Genomic DNA, 21,954 nt, shown 5'->3' with positions numbered 1-21,954 from the left:
ATGTTTGCTTTTCTGTTCATTGCAAGGCAAAATCAGTATATGCTGGGGTGTTGGCAGGAAGATAATAGGCTAAAAACTGAGAAAAATCTGTGCTGGATATCAAGCAAATACGGGAAAATCCGCAATTAGTTCAAGAACGATTGAACAGTCGTAGTGGTAAATACGACATTGAACCGATATTACAGTTAGACCGGCAACAACGGGAGTTAGAGGGGACACGTAGTCAACTCCAAGCCCGTAGCAACGAAATTGGTAAAATTGTCGGCCAAAAGCTGAAATCTGGTATCGATGCTCAAGACTCAGAAATTCAAGCTTTGCGGAATGAAGGTAACTCTGTTAAAGCTAGATTGAGCGAACTGGAACCCCAAGAAAAAAACCTCAAAGCTGAAATTGCCCAGCTTGTGTTGGCACTTCCCAACTTACCAAGCGACTCTACACCCTTTGGTAAAAGTGAAGAAGATAACGTAGAAGTGAGGCGTTGGGGTGATGAGTATATTCCCCAAAACCCGAATATTCTTCCTCATTGGGAAATAGCTGAAAAATTAGGTATTCTCAATGTTGAGCGAGCTGTGAAAGTTGCCCAAAGTCGGTTTGTAACATTGATAGGCGCTGGCGCAGCACTGGAAAGGGCATTAATTCACTTTATGCTGAGTGTCCATACCCAAGGTGGGTATGTAGAAGTTAGTCCACCGCTATTGGTGAATACTGACTCTTTGACGGCGACCGGTCAGTTACCTAAGTTTGCAGAAGAAAGCTTTAAGTGCGCTGATGACGACTTGTGGCTGATTCCCACAGCGGAAGTCCCATTGACTAACCTCTATCGGGGCGAAATTCTCGCTGCTGAAGATTTGCCTATTTACCACTGTGCTTATACTCCCTGTTTTCGTCGGGAAGCTGGTAGTTATGGGCGCGATATGCGGGGTTTAATTCGGCTGCATCAATTCAACAAAGTGGAACTGGTGAAATTTGTCGAACCCAGCAGTTCTTTTGATGAACTGGAAAAATTGGTGGGGAATGCAGAAGCAATTTTACAGGCTTTGCAGTTGCCTTATCGAGTAGTAAATCTCAGTACTGGGGATTTAGGATTTTCTTCTACCAAAACCTATGATTTAGAGGTTTGGTTGCCTTCTGCTGGCAAATACCGCGAAATTTCCAGTTGTTCTAATATTATCGATTTTCAGGCGCGACGGGCTGATATTCGTTTCAAAGAAGCTGGAAAGAAAGGTACTCAGTTTGTGCATACTCTCAATGGTTCGGGCTTAGCAGTGGGACGAACGATGGCAGCAATTTTGGAGAATTATCAACAACCCGATGGGACAGTGAGGATACCAGAAGCATTGCAACCTTTCTTGGGGCGTGAAGTACTGTAATTAAGCATGGGAAAAGGGAAAGGGGTAAGGGGAAAAAGGGAAAGATTAAATTTATTCCTTTTCCCTTTAACCTTTAACCTTTTCCCCTGCCCCCTCTGCTCCCCATGCCCAATGCCCAATGCCCAATTAGAATGGAGATAACCATAGCTTAATATCTTCACTAATTTGCTCTATGTCAGTTTTAGCAGCGATCGCAGTCTTGGCTGTTCTGATCTTGGTACACGAGTTGGGACATTTTGTTGCAGCACGTTCTCAAGGCATTCTCGTTAACCGTTTTTCTTTGGGTTTTGGCCCAGTTCTTTTTAAGTACCAAGGTTCACAAACCGAATATGCTGTCCGTGCTTTTCCCTTGGGTGGCTTTGTGGGCTTCCCGGATGATGACCCCGATAGCGATGTTCCACCCAATGACCCAAATCTGCTGCGTAACCGTCCAATTTTAGACCGGGCGATCGTCATCAGTGCGGGAGTGATCGCAAATTTAATATTTGCCTATTTAGTACTGGCTCTGCAATTGGGTATTGTGGGTATTCCTGAGAAATTAAACTACAAAGCTGGTGTCATCGTACAGCCTGTTAATCAAGAATCCATTGCCTACCAAGCAGGAGTTAGAGAAGGAGATATTATTCTGGCTGTCAACGGTCAGGAACTTCCCGCTTCTGATAAATCAACCACTTTGCTGACAAAAGAAATTCAAACTCATCCCAATCAGCAAATCGAACTCAAAATTCAGCGCGAAAATCAACAACAATCCCTGAAATTAACACCAAAACTAGGAGCAGATGGCAAAGGTGTAGTAGGTGTGGCACTTAGTCCAAATGCTACAGCAGTTTATCGTCGTCCTAATAGTCCTTTTGAAATTTTCGGTATTGCCGCTAACAGGTTTCAACAATTATTTGTGGGAACACTCAGCGGTTTTGGTCAGTTAATCACCAATTTTCAACAAACTGTAGGACAAGTTTCTGGCCCAGTTAATATTGTCAAAATAGGCGCACAATTGGCTGCTGACAATAGCACAAATTTGTTATCTTTTGCAGCAATTATCAGCATTAATTTGGCTATTATTAACATTTTGCCTTTACCAGCTTTGGATGGCGGACAACTCGCTTTTCTCTTAATTGAAGGTTTGCGCGGTAAACCTGTGCCTGCTCGGATTCAAGAAGGTGTAATGCAAACTGGTTTGGTGCTACTCTTAGGACTAGGGATTTTTCTGATAGTTAAAGAAACTACCCAATTAACTAGTCAATTGGAGTGGGTACAAAAATTGCTTCAGTGAAAGTAGAGAATGGGGAGTAGGGAGTGGGGACTAAGGAAAAGAAAGTTTTATCTTTAAAGCAACGGGCGGTAGAAATTCTCTCTCGCCTGAAGCGTCTTTATCCAGATGCTACTTGCTCTTTGAACTACTCAACACCAGTACAATTGTTGGTGGCAACGATTCTCTCGGCTCAGTGTACTGATGAGCGAGTAAATAAAGTGACGCCAGGATTATTTAGTCAGTTTCCTGATGCAGCGAGTTTAGCGATCGCCGACTTAGCAGACTTAGAAAACTTGGTGCGTTCCACAGGATTTTATCGCAATAAAGCCAAGAATATTCAAGCTGCCTGTCGGATGATTGTCACCGAGTTTGACTCTGTTGTTCCCAACCAAATGGAACAGTTGTTAAAACTTCCAGGTGTGGCGCGGAAAACAGCAAATGTAGTCCTCGCTCACGCTTATGGCATTAATGCTGGCGTGACTGTAGATACTCACGTTAGCCGCCTGAGTCAACGTTTGGGTTTAACTGAGTATACAGACCCGATTCGGATTGAAAAAGATTTAATGCTTTTATTGCCGCAACCAGATTGGGAAAATTGGTCAATTCGGCTGATTTATCACGGCCGTGCTATTTGTAAAGCGCGTTCTCCCGTCTGCGTTGCTTGTGAACTTGCGGATTTATGTCCTGCTGCAAATAAGCCAGTAGTTGTAGGGTAGTGTTGGTCAGATAGAGAAAAGACGCGGGGACGCAAAGAGGGGGAGACGCGGGGACGTTAAGACAAAACTCTTCTTATCCCCGTGTCCCCACGTCCTCTTCCATATCTATGAATTTCAAGTTGACAGACTACTGGGGAACACAAGTATCCTAGAATTGAAAAGAAGACTGTAGAATGGAAAATGCTGTCTTTAAATTGAGTTAGAGAATATATGGCAAAAAAGAGCATGATTGAGCGCGAGAAAAAACGCGCCAGATTGGTAGAAAAATATGCTGACAAGCGTGAAGCTCTTTTAGAAGAGTTCAAAAGTGCAGAGTCTCCCCTTGACAAGCTAGAAATCCATCGGCAAATTCAACAGCTACCACGGAACAGTGCGCCCAACCGCCGCCGTAACCGTTGCTGGTTGACTGGTCGTTCTAGAGGTGTTTACCGGGATTTTGGACTGTCTCGAAATGTGCTGCGGGAATGGGCGCATGAAGGTCTTTTGCCTGGAGTCGTGAAGTCTAGTTGGTAGTCAAGAGTCATTAGTCATTGGTCATTGGTCATTAGTATTTACAAATGACAAAGGACAAATGACAAAGGACAAAAATTATTGACCGCAACACTTATCAATTCCCAGACTTTCTAAGAGTAGATCGCTAACGGCGTTGGCGATCGCAAACTCTCCATAAAAGCTATTGGAAAAATCATACGACTGCATCTCTGTGACAATGGCAATTACCAGAGAACCAAGGTCGTTTTCTCCTTCCATCCGTTGACGCACAAAAATCTGTGCGGCTCGTTGAGCAATCTTTTGGTTAACTGCTTCTGGGATAAATTCTGTATCCAGCCACCGCAGCAGACGTTCTCGCAACCATTCACCTTCAAGTTGCGGATTTTCAGGACGTGGTAGGGTAATGGGTGGAATTGGTTCAGTCATATTTTTTATACGCAGAGGGGATTACAGGGGAACGCAGAGAATGATTGTTAGTATCAAATTGCGTTCTTTTTGTATTTTTTATATTTATGCAATATGATATCGCTGCTATTGTTCAAGGTTATGCTCAAGGCTATTTTCTCATGGCTGATGATAGCGATCGCCTGAGTTGGTACGGAAGTCGCGATCGGACTTTTATACCCTTGGATGAGAGGTTTCGCTATCCCAAGTCTTTGCAGCGCGTCCTCAATCAAGAACGTTTTAGTGTGGCGATTAATCGGGATTTTCAAGCCGTGGTGGCTGGCTGTGCTAACCGCGAAGAAACTTGGATTTCACCAGAATTGCAAGATATTTACTGGCTACTTTACCAGACTGGTTACGCTTATAGTTTTGAAACTTGGCAAGGTGACGAACTAGCTGGGGGAATTTTGGGAATTGTTATTGGTGGTGCTTTCATTGGCGAATCCATGTTTTACGAGATTCCCGATGGTTCAAAGGTAGCGATGGTTAAGTTGGTAGAAAGATTGCGTCAGAGAAAATTTGTATTTTTTGATGCCCAAATGATGAATCCGCACTTGGAAAGATTTGGTGCTTATCGGGTTGGAGATGAAGAATATCAAGCTTTACTTAACAAAGCATTGCACCGTCGTTGTAACTTGGTATAAGATTTTAAACTTTTTAACATAGTTTTTTCTGCTGTATAAGAATAATGTTGAAGCCAAATTGTAATGGGCACTTGATACACTAGCTTTTTGATGCCAATACATAGGTTATTTCTGAGAAAGCATAGGATAGAAAAGTAAATAAAATTCATGCCCAGAAAAATTCGGGAATTAAAAGCACAAATTTTACGTGAAGGATTCGTTTATCTTCCTAAGCGTGGCAAAGGTAGTCATGAACGTTGGCGACATCCTTTGCTTAGAAAAACACTAACAATTTCAGGTAAGGATGGAGATGATGTGCCGCTATACCTGGAAAAGCAGTTAGCAAAGTTATTAACTGAACTCCAAGAGTTAAGAGAGGACGACAATTTATGAATCAATACAGTATGATTATTCAATGGTCTAATGAAGATCGGCTTTTTCTAGTCACTATTCCAGAGTTTAGCGATCGCGTTATTATGCCCTGCACTCACGGCAAAACTCGTGAAGAAGCTATTCATAATGGCGAAGAAGTAATTGAAATGTACTTGGAAGCTTGGCAATTAGAAGGTGAATCTATTCCTGAACCCAGCACGCTACAAATTGCCTGATTATTATTCCAACATTTTTGAATTTACAAAGTAAATGTTTACTGGTACGTGCGTTTGACGAAGTATGGAGTGTTGAATAAGCAATATAATTTATCTCAGATGAATAGAGCGATCGCTCGATTATCTCTAATATCATTAGTGAGTAAACAGCCTAACTGCAATCACTCGAGCAACCAACTAAATAAACCTTCTACTGTTAAGCTGAAATCTTTCGCAAATTCCGGGACTGGTAACTTTGTTTCTAGTTCTTCATAAACATTAGTTGCCTGATTTGGCAAGTAAACAAACACAGATTTTTCTTTAGGATCGATCAGCCATCCCATCTGAGTTCCATACTTGAGACAATGCAGAATATTCTTGATAACTTTAGTTTGACTTTGATCGGGAGATAGAATTTCAATTGTCCAATCTGGGGCAATTGAGAAGACGTTAGCAATCCCACCATTCTCTTGACGAGGAATTCTGTCCCACATAAACACAGAAATATCAGGCACAATTGAGCGATTTCCAAATGTGCAGCGAAGTTCGCAGAAAGCCCGTGCAATTTTTTTCGGTTTTACGATTAAATTAATTGCAGGTGCTAACTCAGTCTGAATTGCGCTGTGTTCTCCTTGTGGCATTGGTTTTTGGATAATACGCCCATCAATATATTCACTTGCAGGTTTTGTCTCTGGTAAATCGAGAAATTCAGCGAGAGTAAGAGATTTAGCAGGGGTTTGTACCATTGGAGGTTTCCTTAAAGTAACTCATCAGCCATCCAAACCCTTACACCTTTTGTTCGGTAACTAATGTCAGGCTAACCCATTCGCCTTTCTCGTTATAGCTGCGAATCATCCGTTGGCGGAGGTTTGGTTGGATTAACCAACCGGTTTCTAAAAATAAAGGTTGACGTAATTGCACTTTTAATGGTGAAGTTGCAGAAGCGCCATCAGGTAACATTAATACTTGTATCTGTTTTTCAGGATTTTCATCAAAGAGAATGATGGAACCTTTAATAGTAGCAGTTGAGGTAATTGTGCGTTCTGCAAAAGAAGTACTTTGAATTAATCGCCCAGTATTATCTAATTGTAATTTTAGAGTTGTAGAGTAAGTGTCAGGCGAACGCAAATCTCGATACATTGTCACTGCTTGACCTTGCCATTCTCCCAACAAGTCATCTAACTGCAAAGGTGGACGTTCTGCTGTTGGGGTTCCAGCTAGATGTTCTCGAATTAGGGTTAGTCCACTGAGATTACCTGTCTTATCAAATAGTTGCACCAGACGCAAGCGGCGATTTTCACGAACAAAAGCGAGTTCTCCACCGAATTCTGAAAATGGCCCTAACTGAATTAAACCTTCAGAAAACGAACCATTTTCAAAAAACAGCAAACCTCCTCCGACAGAACTAAATTCTCTGATTAAATCTTGTCCCGAACGACTCAGAGTTAGGCGCACTTTCTGGCTACCATTCAATTGTTCTAGGGAAAGGCGGCTAGGAGTATCGCTCAAAAGTGTACCTTGGGGAGAAAAATTAGTGAATGAACCTTCCCAAACACCAAGATTTTCTAAAAAACATTCCCATTGTGATTTCATAACGATTTCGTCCTTTCTCTTCTACCCATGCCCAATGACTATCCTTTAGCAAAACGTCTAACAGCAAATAAGCTTCCCATTAATCCTACCGTGGCACCGAAGCTCAAGAGAATTAGGGGCAATAATAAAATTTGGGCTGGGGTGAGTTGTATTCCGTTGGTGATTACTTGGATAAACTCTGGTTGAGTGGCTAGCAATTTACCGAGAAACTGTTGAATCACAGAAATAAAACTCCAAGCGATCGCACCACCAACTAAACCAAAAGCAATTCCTTGTAAAATGAAGGGCAGGTAAATCCAGACAGAAGTTGCTCCCACTAGTTGCATAATCTCAATTTCCTGGCGTCGCGCCATGACAATCAGGCGAATTGTGGTGGTAGTCACAGCGATCGCTGTTACAGTCAAAATAATTGTAATTGTTAAAGTAACCCAGTTCAAACCCCGGTGTAACTGGGCAATGCGTTTGACTGCTTCATCGATATACTGCACGGTATCAACTCCCTGTAACTTAGCCAACTGGGTTGCTAAAGTTGGTACGACTTGAGAGTTACGCGCTTTCACCTTGATCTCATCAACCAAAGGATTTTCACCTAGCTGCTGAGTGACACCCTCAATATCCGAAATTCTCATTTCCTTGACTAACTTATTCCAGGCTTCCTCCTTAGTAATTGTTTGTATCGCTGTTACCTGCGGCATTTTTGCTATCAGTGGCTCAATGCTTTGAACTTGCATATCCGGTTCGAGATAAACTGATACTTCTAGCTGGCTACCGAACTGGTAGAGAAGTTTTTCGACTTGCCAAGAAGTTTGCAAACTCAAGCCGAATAAAAATAACAATACGGTCACAGTACTGACAGCTGCCCAATTCATCCAACCTCCCCGCAGTAAGCCAAGGAAAGTTTCTTTGAGCAGATAGTCAAGTTTCGTGAGAGATTTCAACACAAATCACCCCAGTACAAAAAGTTAGAAGTCAGAAGTCAGAATTTATAATTGATAACTCAGAATTGGTGAATTCAGCACTCCCCACTCCCTTATGTCCCTCATCTGCCCACTCCCCATTCCCCAGCTTGATAGAATTAAGGCAGTAGGAATTTTCACCATCTAGCCATCAAGACTCATGCCTTCTGAAATTGCTGTCGAGAAAAAAAAGTTAAAAAATCCGCCTTTGGAGCTTCATTATTTAGGCGATCGCGTGCTACGTCAAGCTGCAAAGCGGGTTTCTAAAGTTGATGACGAACTCCGCAAACTGGTGCGTGAAATGCTGCAAACTATGTACAGTAAAGATGGCATTGGTTTGGCTGCACCCCAAGTGGGAATTCACAAACAATTAATTGTCATTGACCTGGAACCAGACAACGCAGCGAATCAACCGTTGGTGTTGATCAACCCCACAATTAAACAAGTTAGCCGTGACATCTCGGTTGCCCAAGAAGGATGCTTAAGTATTCCCAATGTATATCTAGATGTGAAGCGCCCTGAAGTTGTGGAAATCGCCTATAAAGACGAGTATGGCCGTCCCCAAACTTTAAAGGCTAATGACCTGCTGGGACGCTGCATTCAGCACGAAATGGATCACCTTAATGGTGTGGTGTTTGTAGACCGTGTGGAAAATTCCTTGACTTTGGCGCAGGAACTATCTAAGAATGGCTTCTCGTATCAAGCGGTGAAACCAGTAGCATAGGGGAATAGTAGTGTATTTAACTCCAAAAAGCGGTTTGTTTCTGGGTGGTTGTTGTGTAAGTGCGATCGCAGGTGTAGGTTCGATTTTTGAACTCAGTTACGGACAACCAGATTTTGGTGTCACAACCACGGCAATTATCCTCGCATTGAGTATTCCACTCACAGGATTATTTTTCTTTGCCGCAGTGAGGGACGCAAGGGCTAACATGAAATAAGCATCAGGTACATAAAAAAGGTAAACGGATGAACTAAGAATACTAAATTCATCCTTTTACCTTTTATTTTTGTTCTGTATCTTCTACTGCTCCTAAGGCTTTGAGCGTCATTAGCTGTGCTGCGGTTAAGCCTGTCACCCCAGTGATATTCATTCCTTCGTAGGGTTTTGGCGATCGCAGTGTTTTTAAGCACTCACCGGTTTGAATATCCCACAATTTAATCGTCTCATCTTCACTGCCACTAGCCAAAGTTTGGCCATCAGGACTAAAGGCAACTGACCGTACCCAACTAGAATGCTCGTGCAAGATTTTCAGGCGTTTACCATCACGGACATTCCATAACTTCACCGTCTGGTCTTCACTGCCACTAGCCAAAGTTTCACCATCAGGACTGAAGGCAACTGACCTTACCCGATTAGTAGACTCTTGTAAAGTTTTCAAGCATTTGCCGTCACGAATGTTCCATAACTTCACCGTTTGGTCTTCACTGCCACTAGCGAGAATTTCACCATCAGGACTGAAAGCAACTGACCATACCCAATTTGTATGCTCCTCCAAGGTTTTGATACACTTCCCCTCGTGAATATCCCATAACTTCACTGTCTGGTCGTCACTGCCACTAGCCAAAGTTCGACCATCAGGACTAAAGGCAACTGACCAGACTCGATTAGTATGCCCTTGGAAGGTTTGCAGGCAATTTCCGTCGCTAATATTCCATAACTTCACCGTTTGGTCGTCACTGCCACTAGCCAAAGTTTCACCATCAGGACTGAAAGCAACTGACCGCACTCGATGAGTATGTCCCTGCAAGGTTGTGAGGCAGTTTCCGTCGCTAATATTCCATAACTTCACCGTTTGGTCTTCACTGCAACTAGCCAAAGTTTCACCATCAGGACTGAAAGCAACTGACCATACTCGATTAGTATGTCCTTGGAAAGTTTTGAGACACTTCCCGTGGCGAACATCCCATAATTTCACCGTTTGGTTTTCACTAGCACTAGCCAGAGTTTGATTGTCAGGACTGAAAGCAACTGACCGTACTCTATCGGTATGCCCTTGCAAAGTTTTAAAACATCTCCCGTCGCCAACATTCCATAACTTCACCGTCTGGTCTTTACTGCCACTAGCGAGAGTTTGACCATCAGGACTGAAGGCGACTGACCATGCCCGATTGCTATGCCCCTGCAAGGTTTTGAGGCACTTGCCGTTAGCAACATCCCATAACTTCACCGTTTGGTCATCACTGCCACTAGCGAGAGTTTGACCATCAGGACTGAAGGCAACTGACCAGACACGATTGCCATGTCCCGGCAAGGTTTTGAGGTATTTGCCGTGGCTAACATCCCATAACTTCACTGTTTGGTCTTCACTACCACTAGCAAGAATTTCACCATTGGGACTGAAAGCAACTGACCGTACCCAATTGCTATGCCCTTGCAAAGTTTTGAAGCACTTGCCGTCGCTAATATTCCATAACTTCACCGTTTGGTCATCACTGCCACTAGCGAGAATTTGACCATCAGGACTGAAGGCGACTGACCATACCCAACTGGTATGTCCCTGCAAGGTTTTGAGACACTTTCCGTTACGAACATCCCATAATTTCACTGTTCGATCTTCACTAGCACTAGCCAAAGTTTGGCGATCGGGACTGAAAGCGACTGACCGTATCCTATTAGTATGCCCTTGCAAGGTTTTGAGGGACTTTCCGTTACGAACATCCCATAATTTCACCGTTTGGTCGTCACTACCACTAGCGAGAGTTTCACCGTCAGGACTGAAAGCGACTGACCACACTGGACTGTTATGCCCCATCAGGGTGAAAAGTGATTTACAATCTGCAACTTGCCATAGCTGAGTTTTACCATCAACATCACCCGTTGCCAAAAGTTTTCCGTCAGGGCTAAATGCTACCGATGAAATACTACCCAAGGTTTCAGCAAAAACGGATTTAGCAAGATTGCAGCCAGCAAAATTGACATCATGCAAATTCACATTTTGTAAGTATGCTTGCCAAATAGTCAAATGGGAAAAGTCATAGCAACTCAAATCAATCTGTAGTTGACAAAGCATATTCAGAATATTTCCAACTGCATACCCTGGTTCTGGCGGAAATTTATCTCGAATTTTCGATATAATTTGTGTTAATTTATTTTCGAGATCGTTAGGATTTATGAAAATAGTGTTTAACCTATTTAAAATGGGTTTAAGTATTAAATTAATTTGAGTATTTCTAATATAATCTTTCGCTGTAGCTTCAATTAGAGCATGATTTTTAAATATTGTAATTTCATCATCGACAATTTCTTGAGAAACATCTTCTACTAAACGGTCTGTCATATACTCCATCACTACAGGTTGGAGTGTGAAAGTAGGAACGTAACTAGTTCCTTCTGTTCCTCTTTCAATTAACGATCGCCGTCGTAAAGATTCTAGCGCTTCTAGTAATTGTCTTTTTGGTAAACCTACAATATCATCTAACAATTTCTCTAAAGAAACAGAGTCACGCTTAATTGCTAACCAGTACATAATTTCTGCTTCTGGTTCTGACAAACGTTCAAATTGCTGATCCAATAAATTACGAGTGTCACCAAAAATTATTTCTCCTTCATTAAGAAAAGCGGCGATATCACCAGCAAATAGCTCCCGAATCGGCTCAGAAACTAACTTTAGTGCTAAGGGATTCCCTGAATAATTCTCAACTAACTTTGCCCAGTCTTGCTTTGAGCCAAATATGCCTTTATCCTTAAGAATTTCTTGCCCTTCTATTTCTCCTAAGCCAGCTAATAATAGTGTTCTGACTGGTGATGTCTCTCCCTCTAAAGGAGCAAACTCTTTGGGTTTTTCACGAGAAGTCAATACTAAACAACTTTGATGCGCTTCTTCCCCGACTCGTTTGAGTAGTTGACCATAAGCCTCATATCCTTCTCTATATTCACCGGCACGGTCGCCCCCTTGCAAAATGGTCTCGGCATTATCCAAGACCAAAAGACAACGCTGTTTTCGTAAATATTTAATCAGTAAAGTTATTTGACTATCTACGGTTTCTAGTAAATCAATTTCTTTTTCATCAGATAAAAATACGATTAGGTTAGCCAAGAGTTCTTTGAGAGGTAGGGCATTGCGGAGCGATCGCCAAATCAAGTATTCAAAATCATACTGCACTTCCTCTGCTAACTTTACAGACAATGTGGTTTTGCCAATTCCTCCCATCCCTAATAGTGCTATTAATCGGCATTTATCCTGGACAATCCATTGCTTGAGTCCAGACAGTTCTGCTCCTCGCCCGTAAAAGCTACCACCGATACTAGGTGCTTCGCCCCAATCTGGAGGTTTACTGGCAATGGATTTCACACTAACTGAAGATGCTCGATACTCACTTTCAATCACTTGCTGTAACTTAGTGAGTTTTCCCGGGCCAACACCGTTGACATGAAATTTTTTATAAACCTCGCTTAATCTTTTGCGTACTGCCTCCGGGCTAATGTTCAATTCTTTGGCGATCGCATTTGGCGATTTGTCCTCAACCACACCTAACAACACCTCTAACTCACTACTAGATACACCCCGTTCTTGGGCTAAAGCCACAACAAAGTTTTGGGGAATCGCACTCATGCTCTCACCAATACAAACTACACTCCCAATGTTAGCTCACTATGTGAGGAAGCAATCTCTCAAAAGGGACGGTTAGGCTAACTGTCTATAACGAATGTCTAGTGCTATGGTGCTTTTTTGACAATTTTCTCACTTTATACCTTGACTAAGTAACTAAGTTACTTGTATAGTGAGTTCAACACTGCTTCATCGAGTAACTTAGTAAGTTTACAGTTAACTCCATGAAACTTAGTGAGTAATGCATCGATTTTGAAGATTGTCAAAAAGGCAAGTATGTTGTCTTTGGGAAATTGCATTTTAGGGTTTGATGCGCGTAATCTGCGTTCTGCGCCATCACGAGCATTTAGCACCTAATATCAATTTCCAGATTGCCATTGCAATTTATTTAAGAGTTATTCGAGTTCAGATAAACCTTCTCTCTACTTGCCTGAAGACATAAATTTCTTTGACTCAACTGTATTAATCTAGGAGCTTAATTTTCATCATTTATAAATACTAAGCTAACTCGATTTAGGAGTATGGCTGTAGTTTTCCTTAATTTACTAGGAGCAATGTTGTAACTATTTGCTCTCTACTTGGCATAGTGGGGTGTGTGCTGGCTAGCAATATTCAACTGTCAAAAAAGGACAAAAACTATGAATACCAATCTCAAAAACGACGAAAACCGCTTATTTAATTGGGCTACTAAAGGGCTGAAGTTTTTTCTGTTTACTCTGCTTGGTTTGGGAATTGCCTTGATTTTATCTAAGGTGCTTGGCGCTGTCTCCATCGCAGGGATACTGTTATCGGCCGTTTTATGGCAATGGTTGTTTCGGATAGCAGTTATTTTGTTTTGTTTGTTTGCGATCGCCATGATTATTGAATCTTGGCGTTAATTGTTTACTTCCTGATTTAGAAAACAGTACGAATCGAATCTCATGTTGGAACTTAATCAATTGCCTTTGGCTACCTTTTACTTCAGTCAAAGGCTTCTTCAAAGGATATTTTACCATGCAAAACAACAGCAATAACACTCTAAAAGAAACACTCTCGCCTATTTTAATCATCTTAGTGGCAGGCTCAATTTCTTTGGCAATTGTTAACAAAGAGAATCACCCTGCATATTTTGACATAGTTAAAATAGCTATGGCTTACAGCTTTGGCTCCATCAAGTCCCAAGGAAAAACTAAAGATTCCGAAAAGCAGAACGATCTAAATGACGATGAGGACGGTAGTAAAAAATAGTTCTATAGGAGTTAAATTTGGAGTGGGTTGTTGTTATACATTGCTTCTACAATAGAAGGATGCTATCAACTACCACTCAACTACTACGACTGTCTCAAGGACAACTCAACTTATTAGAAGCTTGTCCGCGTAAATTCCAACACACTTACCTAGAACAACTCAATTCGCCTACAAATCCCGAACACGAGGAACGGCAAACTTTGGGTAGTCGCTTCCACCTGTTGATGCAGCAGCGAGAAATGGGTTTACCAATTGATAGTTTCCTCCAAGCAGATCCTCAACTGCAAAGCTGGATGGCTGGTTTTGCTGATGCAGCCCCAGAAATTTTAATGTCTGCAACTGACAATCAAACTTTTCGTGAAAGCGAACACTACCGGACTCTGCAAGTTCAGAACTATTTGTTGACGGTTGTCTATGATTTATTAATTGCAGATAACCAACAAGCAGAAATTCTTGACTGGAAAACTTATCCGAAACCACCTCATAAACGGAAATTAGAATCCAACTGGCAAACACGGCTTTATATGTATGTTTTGGCTGAAACTAGCGCGTATTCGCCAGAAAATATTTCTATGACTTACTGGTTTGTGCAGTCTGAAGGTAAACCGCAAAATATTAAATTTAATTACAATACTGCTCAACACATAAAAATATCAAAAAAACTTAATGAACTGTTAAATCAGTTAACTAATTGGTTGGAAGATTACCAAAATCACAACAAGCAGTTTCCGCAAGTGCCAGAGGGTAGTAAAACTTGTGATTATTGCCATTTTGCTAAAAGGTGCGATCGCACAACAGTCACACAAGAAACAGTGAAAGATTCAATGCCGAATCTCGACAGTATTCAAGAAGTATCACTTTGATATTCTCGTATGATTGTGTTGACAAAATAGATGCCTTATACCTCTAAACTCTCGTAGAAAGCTAAAAAGTAATATCAAGTCATTTTTTTGATTCTAAAGCATTTGAAAGCATTTTGGTTAAAAGTTTTATATTCGGTAAATCTGCTTTTTTTTATTCAAATTTAATATAGCGATCTTATTGGATAAAATAAATGTTTGTTTGGTCGATATCGCTAAAATTCCGAAAACATCTAATAGAAATAAATTACAACTTCTAAATTTATGTCCAGCTTTGACGAAACTGAAGCGATTTATGTCCGCGAATTAGGAATAGACGACATTGCTCCCATTTATCATCTGGGAGAAGAGTTATTTACCAGTGATTTATATCCTTATTTATACCGGACTTGGGATGAATGGGAAGTAATTGGACTTTACAATACAGACCCAGAATATTGCCTCGTGGCTGAAAGAGAAGGAGAATTAGCAGGCTTTGTTTTGGGAACCATTATTACCAAAGCATCTTGGACTTATGGTTACATTTTATGGCTGGGAGTTAGTCCTAAATTCCAGCGTCGGGGAGTAGCAGACAAGTTAGTTGATAAAGTCGTTGCCCGCATGATTGAAGATGGGGCGCGGTTTATGCTAGTAGATACTGACCCCACCAATACTTCAGCATTAAAGTTTTTTAATCGCAAAGGTTTTGGTAATATCCGCCAGCATATTTTCTTGTCGATGAATTTAAGTAAACATGAATATTATGGCAGATTAATTGATTACGAACATCAAAAAGCAGAAAGAGCAGGTTACAGGCGATCGCGTCCAGCAATTCGCGTCCGGAAACCCGATAGCGCTGCTAATGAAATATTACTTAATCCCCTAGTGAGTGAATCTCAAACCACCGAAGATCAATCACCAATTTAATAAGAGTAGAAACGCCATTAACCCTTGTCTGTACAAGAGTTAGCAGTTAAAACTATCTTCAATCTTATTCATATTAATTTCCGAGCATCAAAAGAGGCTGAAGCAATTGCGAAACAATAAGGTAGTATCTGTGTAATCTGAAGTTTTTGGTAAAGCAAGGCGGATTCATGTTCCAAGAAATTACTGCTCAGATTGATTATTCTTCCTCATTTCCATATTTAGCGACAGTCTTAGGCGTTAGTAGCATAACGGGAACACTGGGTTGGCGTTGGTGGAAACAAAAGAACACATATAAATCGTTACAATTACTCCCTTCTCCTCCCAAACATTGGCTGTTAGGAAATCTTCCGCAATTATTAGCAGCAGTGAAAAAGAAGAAATTATTCCTGCAAATTTTTGATTGGAGTAAAGAGCTAGGTCCGATGTATGTTATCTGGAATGGCAGTTCTCCAATTGTCGTTTTAAGTAAGCCGAAAGTTATCGAAAATACCATTGTCAATGGGATTAGAGATGGTAGCTTAATTAGATCTGAGGAATTGCGTAAAGTTTGGAATGATATCAGTGGTCCCATTATGATAGGAGAAACCGGGACTGAGTGGCAGTGGCGACGCAAGGCTTGGAACCCAGAATTCAGTTCTAGCAGTCTTTCCAAATATGTTGAAATTATTAGCCAAGCCTGCGAACAAGTAATTGAGACAGTAAAACAAACTCCACCAACAAAAGAAGTTGAGGTAGATCCTCTGTTTGTAGAACTAACAATGAGGGTGATTTCCTCTCTTGTACTAGGCATTCCTGTGGATAGAAATAGTACTAGTCATGAAGGGCCACCCCTGGAAGTTCCCAAGGTGTACGAAGCGATGTCTATTATAGGCTATCGGTTCCTACGACAAGCTACTGGTGAGAAGACATGGATGAAATATTTGCCAACTCAGAATTCACGAGATTATTGGGCAGCAAGGCGATATTTAGAGGAATTTCTGACTCCCCGTGTAGACTTAGCTTTACAGATGAGAGAACAAAACCAGACCGATTTACCACAAGTCAGTCCTTTGTTCCGGGAATCAATGTTGGTCAAAATCGCTGCTAAAGAACCAAAATACAATCGTGAAACATTAATAGCAGAATCTCTTGAACTCTTAATAGCTGGTACTGACACAACAGCCCATACTTTATCCTTTGCAGTGGGAGAGTTGAGCTTAAATCAAAGGGTTTTTCAGCAAGCACAGGACATCGTTGACCAAGCTTGGCAAAGTAAAGGCTCTATTAATACAGAAAGCTTCAAAGAATTGGCTTATATCAGTGCAATTCTCAAGGAGACATTGCGCCTTTATTCAATTGCCTCAGGCTCGACTTCATTGGAGGCTCAACGCGACACTGTAATTGAGGGTAAAGTGATTCCTCGCGGTACTAGAGTATCTTGGTCAATGCTTGCTGCTGGAAGAGATTTAGAAGTCTATGCTAATCCGGAGGTATTTCTGCCAGAACGTTGGTTAGACAAGAGTAAGGAAACTAGTTCACTGCCAATGATAGACTTTGGCTCAGGATCTCATCGTTGCTTGGGAGAGCATCTATCAATGCTGGAAGGAACTCTGATGCTAGCATTATTACTCCGCTACTTCGATTGGGAGTTAGTCAACGGTCGTTCTTCTCTAGAAGAATTACAGCAAAACCTGTTAATTTATCCGTCTGATAAAATGCCAGTGCGCTTTCGGTTGAGAAATTGGGAGTAAAGCTTTCAGAATTTCGTACTACTTCTATTGTCCGGATTCTCTGTATTTCTATAGCAATCCTAAGTCATTCGTGAAAAAATCTATTGTTTATTGCCTGCCTCCAGGACTAATTGAACAACTCATACCAATTCAATTAATGATTGCAACATATCTTTTGTTAAAGACGCGATAAATCGCGTCTCTACAGATGGTCTATTTGTCGCATTCTTTTGCTAAATTAGTATCTTTTAGGAATGCTATAGAAATACACAGATAAAATGCTTGCAAAAACCACAAAGTAAGAAACTCTAAGACTTAATTTATTACTTTACTAACTTTCTTTGTATGCCAGAACAACAGTGGACTCTAGCAACAACTGAACAACCGCCAGAGTGGTTCATCCAAGCGGTGAAACAGCATACACCTGCATCAAATGGACTGTATGCAGCACAATTGTTGTGGCAACGGGGAATTCAAGAAAAATCACAACTATCAGCTTTCATTAACCATAAAGCTTATCAGGCAGCAAGTCCCTTTGAGTTTGGACAAGAAATGCATCTGGCGATCGCCCGCTTACAAAAAGCCCGCGATGGTCGTGAAAAAATTGCTATTTGGGGAGATTTTGACGCTGATGGCATTACCTCCACTGCCGTACTTTGGGATGGATTAGGAGAGTTTTTTGTCCAAAATATCGAGTTAACTTATTACATTCCCAATCGTTTAAAAGAATCCCACGGACTGAATAATCAAGGAATTGATAATTTAGCAAAACAAGGTTGTAAATTAATAGTTACTTGTGATACAGGTAGCACAAATATTAATGAAATTATTTATGCCAAACAATTAGGTATCGATGTCATAGTTACCGACCATCACACCTTACCTGAAGAACGCCCACCAGTTACAGCAATTATTAATCCGCGATATCTGCCAAAGGAACATCAGCTGTTTCATCTTTCTGGGGTGGCGGTAGCTTATAAATTGGTGGAAGCACTTTATCAAACTTTGCCTCATATTCCCCGACATCCATTAGAGGATTTATTAGATTTAGTGGCAGTAGGATTAATCGCCGACTTGGTGCAGTTGAGTGGAGATTGTCGCTATTTAGCACAGTTGGGAATTCAACGCCTGCAAGCAGATTTTCAACAGCCACCGACAGCGCGACGGCGACCGGGGGTAGGGCGATTATTAGAATTGTGCCAGAAAAGTGGCGATCGCCCCACAGATATTTCCTTTGGTTTGGGGCCTAGAATCAACGCCGTTAGCCGCATCCAAGGTGATGCTAGTTTCTGCGTCGAATTATTAACTAGTCGCAACGCCAAACGTTGTAACGAATTAGCCGAAGTTACAGAACTGGCAAACGCCCGCCGCAAATCCTTGCAAAAAGATGTACAAGCCCAAGTAGCACAAAAACTGACTCAATTAGATTTATCAACCACCAGCGTCATTGTCCTGGAAGATGCCCAATGGCCTGCCGGTGTATTGGGCTTAGTCGCTGGACAAGTAGCACAAGAAACAGGACGCCCGACAATTTTGTTGAGTACAGAGGAACTGGGGACTGGGGAGGAATTTTCCCAATCCCCAATCCCTAATCCCCAATCCCTAGCCCGTGGTTCCGCCCGTTCGGTGAATTCCGTCGATTTGTATCAACTGGTGAAAGAACAAGCACATCTGTTGCACCGCTTTGGCGGACATCCCTTTGCAGCGGGTTTGAGTTTGCCGATTGAGAATATTCCTTTATTTACAGCAGCGATTAATCAGCAGTTACGGCAATCTTTGGGCGGTACAACTCTGACACCAACGGTGCAAGCAGACATAGTGGTAAGAGTTGCAGACTTGGGCAAAGAGTTATTTTTAGAACTGAAATTGCTAGAACCTTGTGGAATGGGTAACCCTGTTCCCAAATTGCTAATTCAAAACTGCTGGTTTGAGAATAGTTGGCATCGCAATCAGCAGGATTGGCAAGGTAAAAAGGTACAGTATATTAAAACCGAGTTTGGCATTCGGGATGATTCAACTAGAAGTCCGTTTCCTGGTATATGGTGGGGACACTACAAAGATGAATTGCCTGTAGGTAGGTGTGATTGTATAGCAGAACTCGACTACAACACCTTTAAAAAACGGTATGAAATTAGATTAATTGCCGTGCGCCCTAGTGAGAACTTAGCACTGACGACTGACAACTCCCCACTCATTTTAGACTTACGAAATCAGCAATACTCAACACTGACAGATCGTGACTCAGCAATGATTCTCGAACATTGTCCGACGAACTGGGATGATTTACGTGCATGGTTGCGGCGATGTTTAACGACAAGCCCCTCGGTGTCTACGCTTTATAATAAACAACTAGCGATCGCTTGGTCTAAACCCAACCACGAACCACCAAAAGAAATTTGGCGAACTTTGGTTGGAATTGCCAAATATCTCAGTCGTACCAATCAATCTGTCACCCGCGTACAACTTTTAGATAAACTTGGAATTAGCGATCGCACCTTATTTTTAGGAATCAAAGCTTTAAAATATTGGGGATTTACAGTTACAAGACAAGACCGTGATTTGCAAATCACGTGGAACCCCAACAGCGTCTCTCAAACCAATGCTGATGCAGCTGTTACACAGTTTTTGGCCGCAGTTAGCGAAGAGCAATTCCAGCAAAACTACTTTGCAGAGGTGCCACTATCTACTATTGTTGCCATGATTAATACTCAGTAATGTGGCGATCGCATTCTGGATCTGCTCAATTGTGGCTTGCTGTCGTAACGAGCAAAAATGTGCCAAAAAATCCCTATTGAAACTAGATAAAGGGTACGTATAATTATACGTATATGTAATTGATTAATGAAATCGGCGTTTCCTGAAAACGCATATTTTATGTCTATCGGGAATTTTGGCAATATTTATTCAGATGAGCTAATTACAGCCACCGAGTTGAATCGTCAGCCCGGACGAGTTCTAGACAAAGCTTTAGAACGTCCAATCACAATTACTCGCAACGATCAGTCTTTTGCTTTGTTGCGCCGTGAGGAAGTAAGTTTTCTTGTGAAAGCAGCAACACAAAGTAAAGCTGTTTTCGAGGTATTAACCGTTGCTTTTTCTTTATTACTTGGCAAAGAAATCGGCTTTGAACATCCTTATGGATGGCTGAGTGTATTTGAATCTGACGAGCTGCAAGACTTGATTGAAGAACTGAGTGAAGCTTTTCGGTTGATTGATTTTTCTAGTCAGGCATGGGATACGATCGATGCGATTATCCATGAATGGCATGAAAGTGCTATTGCGATCGTCAGTCCTGAGTTAGCAGTGGCTTTTAGTGCCGAAACTGATGAGATGCCATTAACTCAGCCATCTGCTGAAAGTGTTGTGTGAATTTGAGTGATGTCAGAAAATCTTCCAGAATTTCCAATAATAGAAAATGTGGAGCCGCCAGAAGTTAAACTGACGGCTCCGACATTATCTGAAACACAAAGTACTTGGTTAGTAGTAGCCAAAAATCGTCGAGTGAATCGGGACTGGGAAACCTTAATAGAACGCCACCCAGAAAACACTCGCCGCTGTTACGAAGATTTGATTACTGCACCAACAACTAGACAGGCCGTGTGTTTCCTTTAAAGGGCAAACTCTACAAAGGTGCATGGGAATACGAAGTGACAAAAGGGGACAGAGTATTTTATGTTCCTGATGAAGAACTGTTGAAAGTTGTTGTCTACTACGCAGGTAAACATCCTTCTCCTGCACCAAGACCGTAATTTGTGTTAATCGTTTCGTCTTTGCTGATTTTAGGCAGAATCGCTCAAGGTAAGGATTTTTTGGGTGCGATCGCACACTACATCCTGCTACACTAAAAAGAACTTACGGTAATTACGGTATGGCTTCACTTGGTTTAGTTGTGAATCAAAACCAAATGCTGTTGAATTTACTGAAGTGTCAGCAATTTAGAAATTAGCTTTTTAGGAAGTAAAGAATTAACCTTATGCCCTCTCCAGGCTTTTCTCAGAGACTACGAGATTTAGAAATACACATCAGCAAAGACCAAGAACTACTTAACGACTTTGAAGAAGCATTGCGCTACGAGACAAACCCTCGTGTCAAGGCTCGGTATCGACAGGAAATTCAGCAGCAATACGATTCACTTACTCGCTACAAGCAAGAATACGCTGAACTAGAGCAACAATTATCAAATACTCCAAATGTTCAGATGCAGAAAGTCGAAAGCCAATTGCAGCAAATGGATGCGAAGTTAAATGTTTTACTCAATGGTCAAGTTGCCATTTATGAAAATCAGAATCAAATGCGTCAAGCCTTGTTGAATCGCTATGATGCTATCGAACGAGCCATAATTAGTGCTATTACTCAGCAACTAGACCAAACACAATTAGTTTTGATTCAGAATCTCATAGATGCACTGGAAGCAAACTTGATTTCAGATCAACAAATGCAGCAAATGTTAGCAGCTTTAGAAGAACGAATTCCTACTTTACCTCTCAATAGTTTAGCTGTAACTGAAATTATCAAAGACCCTGAGCTAGATGCCAAACATAAATTAAAAATAACTCTACCGATTGTGCCAATGCTTGTGGAGTACGAAGGTGAGTTGGAGTTTGGAACTGGTTTTAACATTAAGTCTGCTTGGGAACAGTTAATAGCTAAGTTGCGGAGAAACTAAGGT

24 protein-coding genes are annotated in these 21,954 nt (G+C 41.5%); 19 read left to right on the top strand and 5 right to left on the bottom strand.

Features of this window, described 5'->3' with window-relative positions:
- Positions 1–89 precede the first annotated feature (89 nt).
- The 4 genes from serS (at position 90) to rpsN (ending at position 3,851) form a co-directional block, all read left to right on the top strand.
- Positions 90–1,370 (top strand): serine--tRNA ligase, encoded by a 1,281-nt coding sequence (gene serS, locus ACM0OY_RS13435; protein WP_414569340.1) that lies wholly within the window; start codon positions 90–92, stop codon positions 1,368–1,370.
- 172 nt (positions 1,371–1,542) lie between these two features.
- The gene (gene rseP / locus ACM0OY_RS13430; protein ID WP_414569339.1) at positions 1,543–2,643 is read left to right on the top strand and encodes an RIP metalloprotease RseP; all 1,101 of its coding nucleotides are present in this window, start codon (positions 1,543–1,545) and stop codon (positions 2,641–2,643) included.
- A 23-nt stretch (positions 2,644–2,666) separates the two neighbouring features.
- Complete coding sequence (gene nth / locus ACM0OY_RS13425; protein ID WP_414569338.1) at positions 2,667–3,338, top strand: endonuclease III; 672 nt, start codon at positions 2,667–2,669, stop codon at positions 3,336–3,338.
- A gap of 210 nt (positions 3,339–3,548) precedes the next feature.
- Entirely contained in the window at positions 3,549–3,851 is a 303-nt protein-coding gene (rpsN, locus tag ACM0OY_RS13420) for a 30S ribosomal protein S14 (RefSeq protein ID WP_414569337.1), read from the top strand.
- Between the two features lie 75 nt (positions 3,852–3,926).
- Here the strand turns inward: rpsN and ACM0OY_RS13415 are convergent, their stop codons facing one another.
- Positions 3,927–4,256, bottom strand: a complete 330-nt coding sequence (locus ACM0OY_RS13415) for a hypothetical protein (RefSeq protein ID WP_190875439.1) — start codon at positions 4,254–4,256, stop codon at positions 3,927–3,929.
- 86 nt (positions 4,257–4,342) lie between these two features.
- Between ACM0OY_RS13415 and aat the strand changes: the two genes are divergently transcribed.
- From aat to ACM0OY_RS13400, 3 genes are all read left to right on the top strand, one after another.
- Positions 4,343–4,918 (top strand): leucyl/phenylalanyl-tRNA--protein transferase, encoded by a 576-nt coding sequence (gene aat, locus ACM0OY_RS13410; RefSeq protein ID WP_414569336.1) that lies wholly within the window; start codon positions 4,343–4,345, stop codon positions 4,916–4,918.
- Between the two features lie 147 nt (positions 4,919–5,065).
- A complete protein-coding gene (locus ACM0OY_RS13405) occupies positions 5,066–5,290 on the top strand; it encodes a type II toxin-antitoxin system HicA family toxin (protein ID WP_414569335.1) in 225 nt (74 codons plus the stop codon).
- Positions 5,287–5,505, top strand: coding sequence for a type II toxin-antitoxin system HicB family antitoxin (locus tag ACM0OY_RS13400; protein WP_414569334.1), 219 nt, complete (start codon positions 5,287–5,289; stop codon positions 5,503–5,505). Before ACM0OY_RS13405 ends, ACM0OY_RS13400 begins: the two co-directional genes overlap by 4 nt.
- 161 nt (positions 5,506–5,666) lie before the next feature.
- Here the strand turns inward: ACM0OY_RS13400 and ACM0OY_RS13395 are convergent, their stop codons facing one another.
- Genes ACM0OY_RS13395 through ACM0OY_RS13385 form a run of 3 tightly spaced genes read right to left on the bottom strand, consistent with a single transcriptional unit; the run spans position 5,667 to position 8,018 of the window.
- Positions 5,667–6,230, bottom strand: a complete 564-nt coding sequence (locus tag ACM0OY_RS13395) for a Uma2 family endonuclease (RefSeq protein WP_414569333.1) — start codon at positions 6,228–6,230, stop codon at positions 5,667–5,669.
- A gap of 40 nt (positions 6,231–6,270) precedes the next feature.
- Positions 6,271–7,077: a DUF3598 family protein gene (locus ACM0OY_RS13390; RefSeq protein ID WP_414569332.1), complete on the bottom strand. Its 807-nt coding sequence runs from the start codon at positions 7,075–7,077 to the stop codon at positions 6,271–6,273.
- 38 nt (positions 7,078–7,115) lie between these two features.
- Complete coding sequence (locus ACM0OY_RS13385; protein WP_414569331.1) at positions 7,116–8,018, bottom strand: cell division protein FtsX; 903 nt, start codon at positions 8,016–8,018, stop codon at positions 7,116–7,118.
- A gap of 175 nt (positions 8,019–8,193) precedes the next feature.
- Here ACM0OY_RS13385 and def point away from each other — a divergent pair, with 175 nt between their 5' ends.
- Both def and ACM0OY_RS13375 read left to right on the top strand, forming a co-directional pair.
- Positions 8,194–8,757 carry a peptide deformylase gene (def, locus tag ACM0OY_RS13380; RefSeq protein WP_414569330.1) on the top strand — a complete coding sequence of 188 codons (564 nt, stop codon included), beginning with the start codon at positions 8,194–8,196 and terminating at the stop codon, positions 8,755–8,757.
- Between the two features lie 10 nt (positions 8,758–8,767).
- Positions 8,768–8,971 carry a hypothetical protein gene (locus ACM0OY_RS13375; protein WP_414569329.1) on the top strand — a complete coding sequence of 68 codons (204 nt, stop codon included), beginning with the start codon at positions 8,768–8,770 and terminating at the stop codon, positions 8,969–8,971.
- 63 nt (positions 8,972–9,034) lie between these two features.
- On the opposite strand, the gene ACM0OY_RS13370 is transcribed toward ACM0OY_RS13375, so the two are convergent.
- Positions 9,035–12,586 (bottom strand): NB-ARC domain-containing protein, encoded by a 3,552-nt coding sequence (locus ACM0OY_RS13370; RefSeq protein WP_414569328.1) that lies wholly within the window; start codon positions 12,584–12,586, stop codon positions 9,035–9,037.
- A 635-nt stretch (positions 12,587–13,221) separates the two neighbouring features.
- On the opposite strand from ACM0OY_RS13370, the gene ACM0OY_RS13365 reads away from it, so the two are divergent.
- From ACM0OY_RS13365 to ACM0OY_RS13320, 10 genes are all read left to right on the top strand, one after another.
- Entirely contained in the window at positions 13,222–13,461 is a 240-nt protein-coding gene (locus ACM0OY_RS13365; protein ID WP_414569327.1) for a hypothetical protein, read from the top strand.
- Positions 13,462–13,576: 115 nt separating this feature from the next.
- Entirely contained in the window at positions 13,577–13,810 is a 234-nt protein-coding gene (locus ACM0OY_RS13360) for a hypothetical protein (protein WP_414569326.1), read from the top strand.
- A gap of 59 nt (positions 13,811–13,869) precedes the next feature.
- Positions 13,870–14,673, top strand: coding sequence for a PD-(D/E)XK nuclease family protein (locus ACM0OY_RS13355; protein WP_414569325.1), 804 nt, complete (start codon positions 13,870–13,872; stop codon positions 14,671–14,673).
- 261 nt (positions 14,674–14,934) lie between these two features.
- Complete coding sequence (locus ACM0OY_RS13350) at positions 14,935–15,576, top strand: GNAT family N-acetyltransferase (RefSeq protein ID WP_414569324.1); 642 nt, start codon at positions 14,935–14,937, stop codon at positions 15,574–15,576.
- Positions 15,577–15,743: 167 nt separating this feature from the next.
- Positions 15,744–17,306 carry a cytochrome P450 gene (locus ACM0OY_RS13345; protein WP_414569323.1) on the top strand — a complete coding sequence of 521 codons (1,563 nt, stop codon included), beginning with the start codon at positions 15,744–15,746 and terminating at the stop codon, positions 17,304–17,306.
- Positions 17,307–17,630: 324 nt separating this feature from the next.
- Positions 17,631–20,000, top strand: a complete 2,370-nt coding sequence (recJ, locus tag ACM0OY_RS13340; protein ID WP_414569322.1) for a single-stranded-DNA-specific exonuclease RecJ — start codon at positions 17,631–17,633, stop codon at positions 19,998–20,000.
- A gap of 159 nt (positions 20,001–20,159) precedes the next feature.
- A complete protein-coding gene (locus ACM0OY_RS13335) occupies positions 20,160–20,654 on the top strand; it encodes a hypothetical protein (protein WP_414569321.1) in 495 nt (164 codons plus the stop codon).
- A 9-nt stretch (positions 20,655–20,663) separates the two neighbouring features.
- Positions 20,664–20,897: a hypothetical protein gene (locus ACM0OY_RS13330; RefSeq protein WP_414569320.1), complete on the top strand. Its 234-nt coding sequence runs from the start codon at positions 20,664–20,666 to the stop codon at positions 20,895–20,897.
- The gene (locus ACM0OY_RS13325) at positions 20,885–21,034 is read left to right on the top strand and encodes a hypothetical protein (RefSeq protein ID WP_414569319.1); all 150 of its coding nucleotides are present in this window, start codon (positions 20,885–20,887) and stop codon (positions 21,032–21,034) included. Before ACM0OY_RS13330 ends, ACM0OY_RS13325 begins: the two co-directional genes overlap by 13 nt.
- 224 nt (positions 21,035–21,258) lie before the next feature.
- Positions 21,259–21,951 carry a hypothetical protein gene (locus ACM0OY_RS13320; protein WP_414569318.1) on the top strand — a complete coding sequence of 231 codons (693 nt, stop codon included), beginning with the start codon at positions 21,259–21,261 and terminating at the stop codon, positions 21,949–21,951.
- The last annotated feature ends 3 nt before the right edge of the window (positions 21,952–21,954 follow it).

The organism is Nostoc sp. CCY 9925 (assembly GCF_963920935.1).
In the GTDB taxonomy this organism is placed as follows: domain Bacteria; phylum Cyanobacteriota; class Cyanobacteriia; order Cyanobacteriales; family Nostocaceae; genus Nostoc.
Note: the sequence above shows the minus strand (reverse complement) of the source record. Positions and strands in the feature narration are given on the sequence as shown.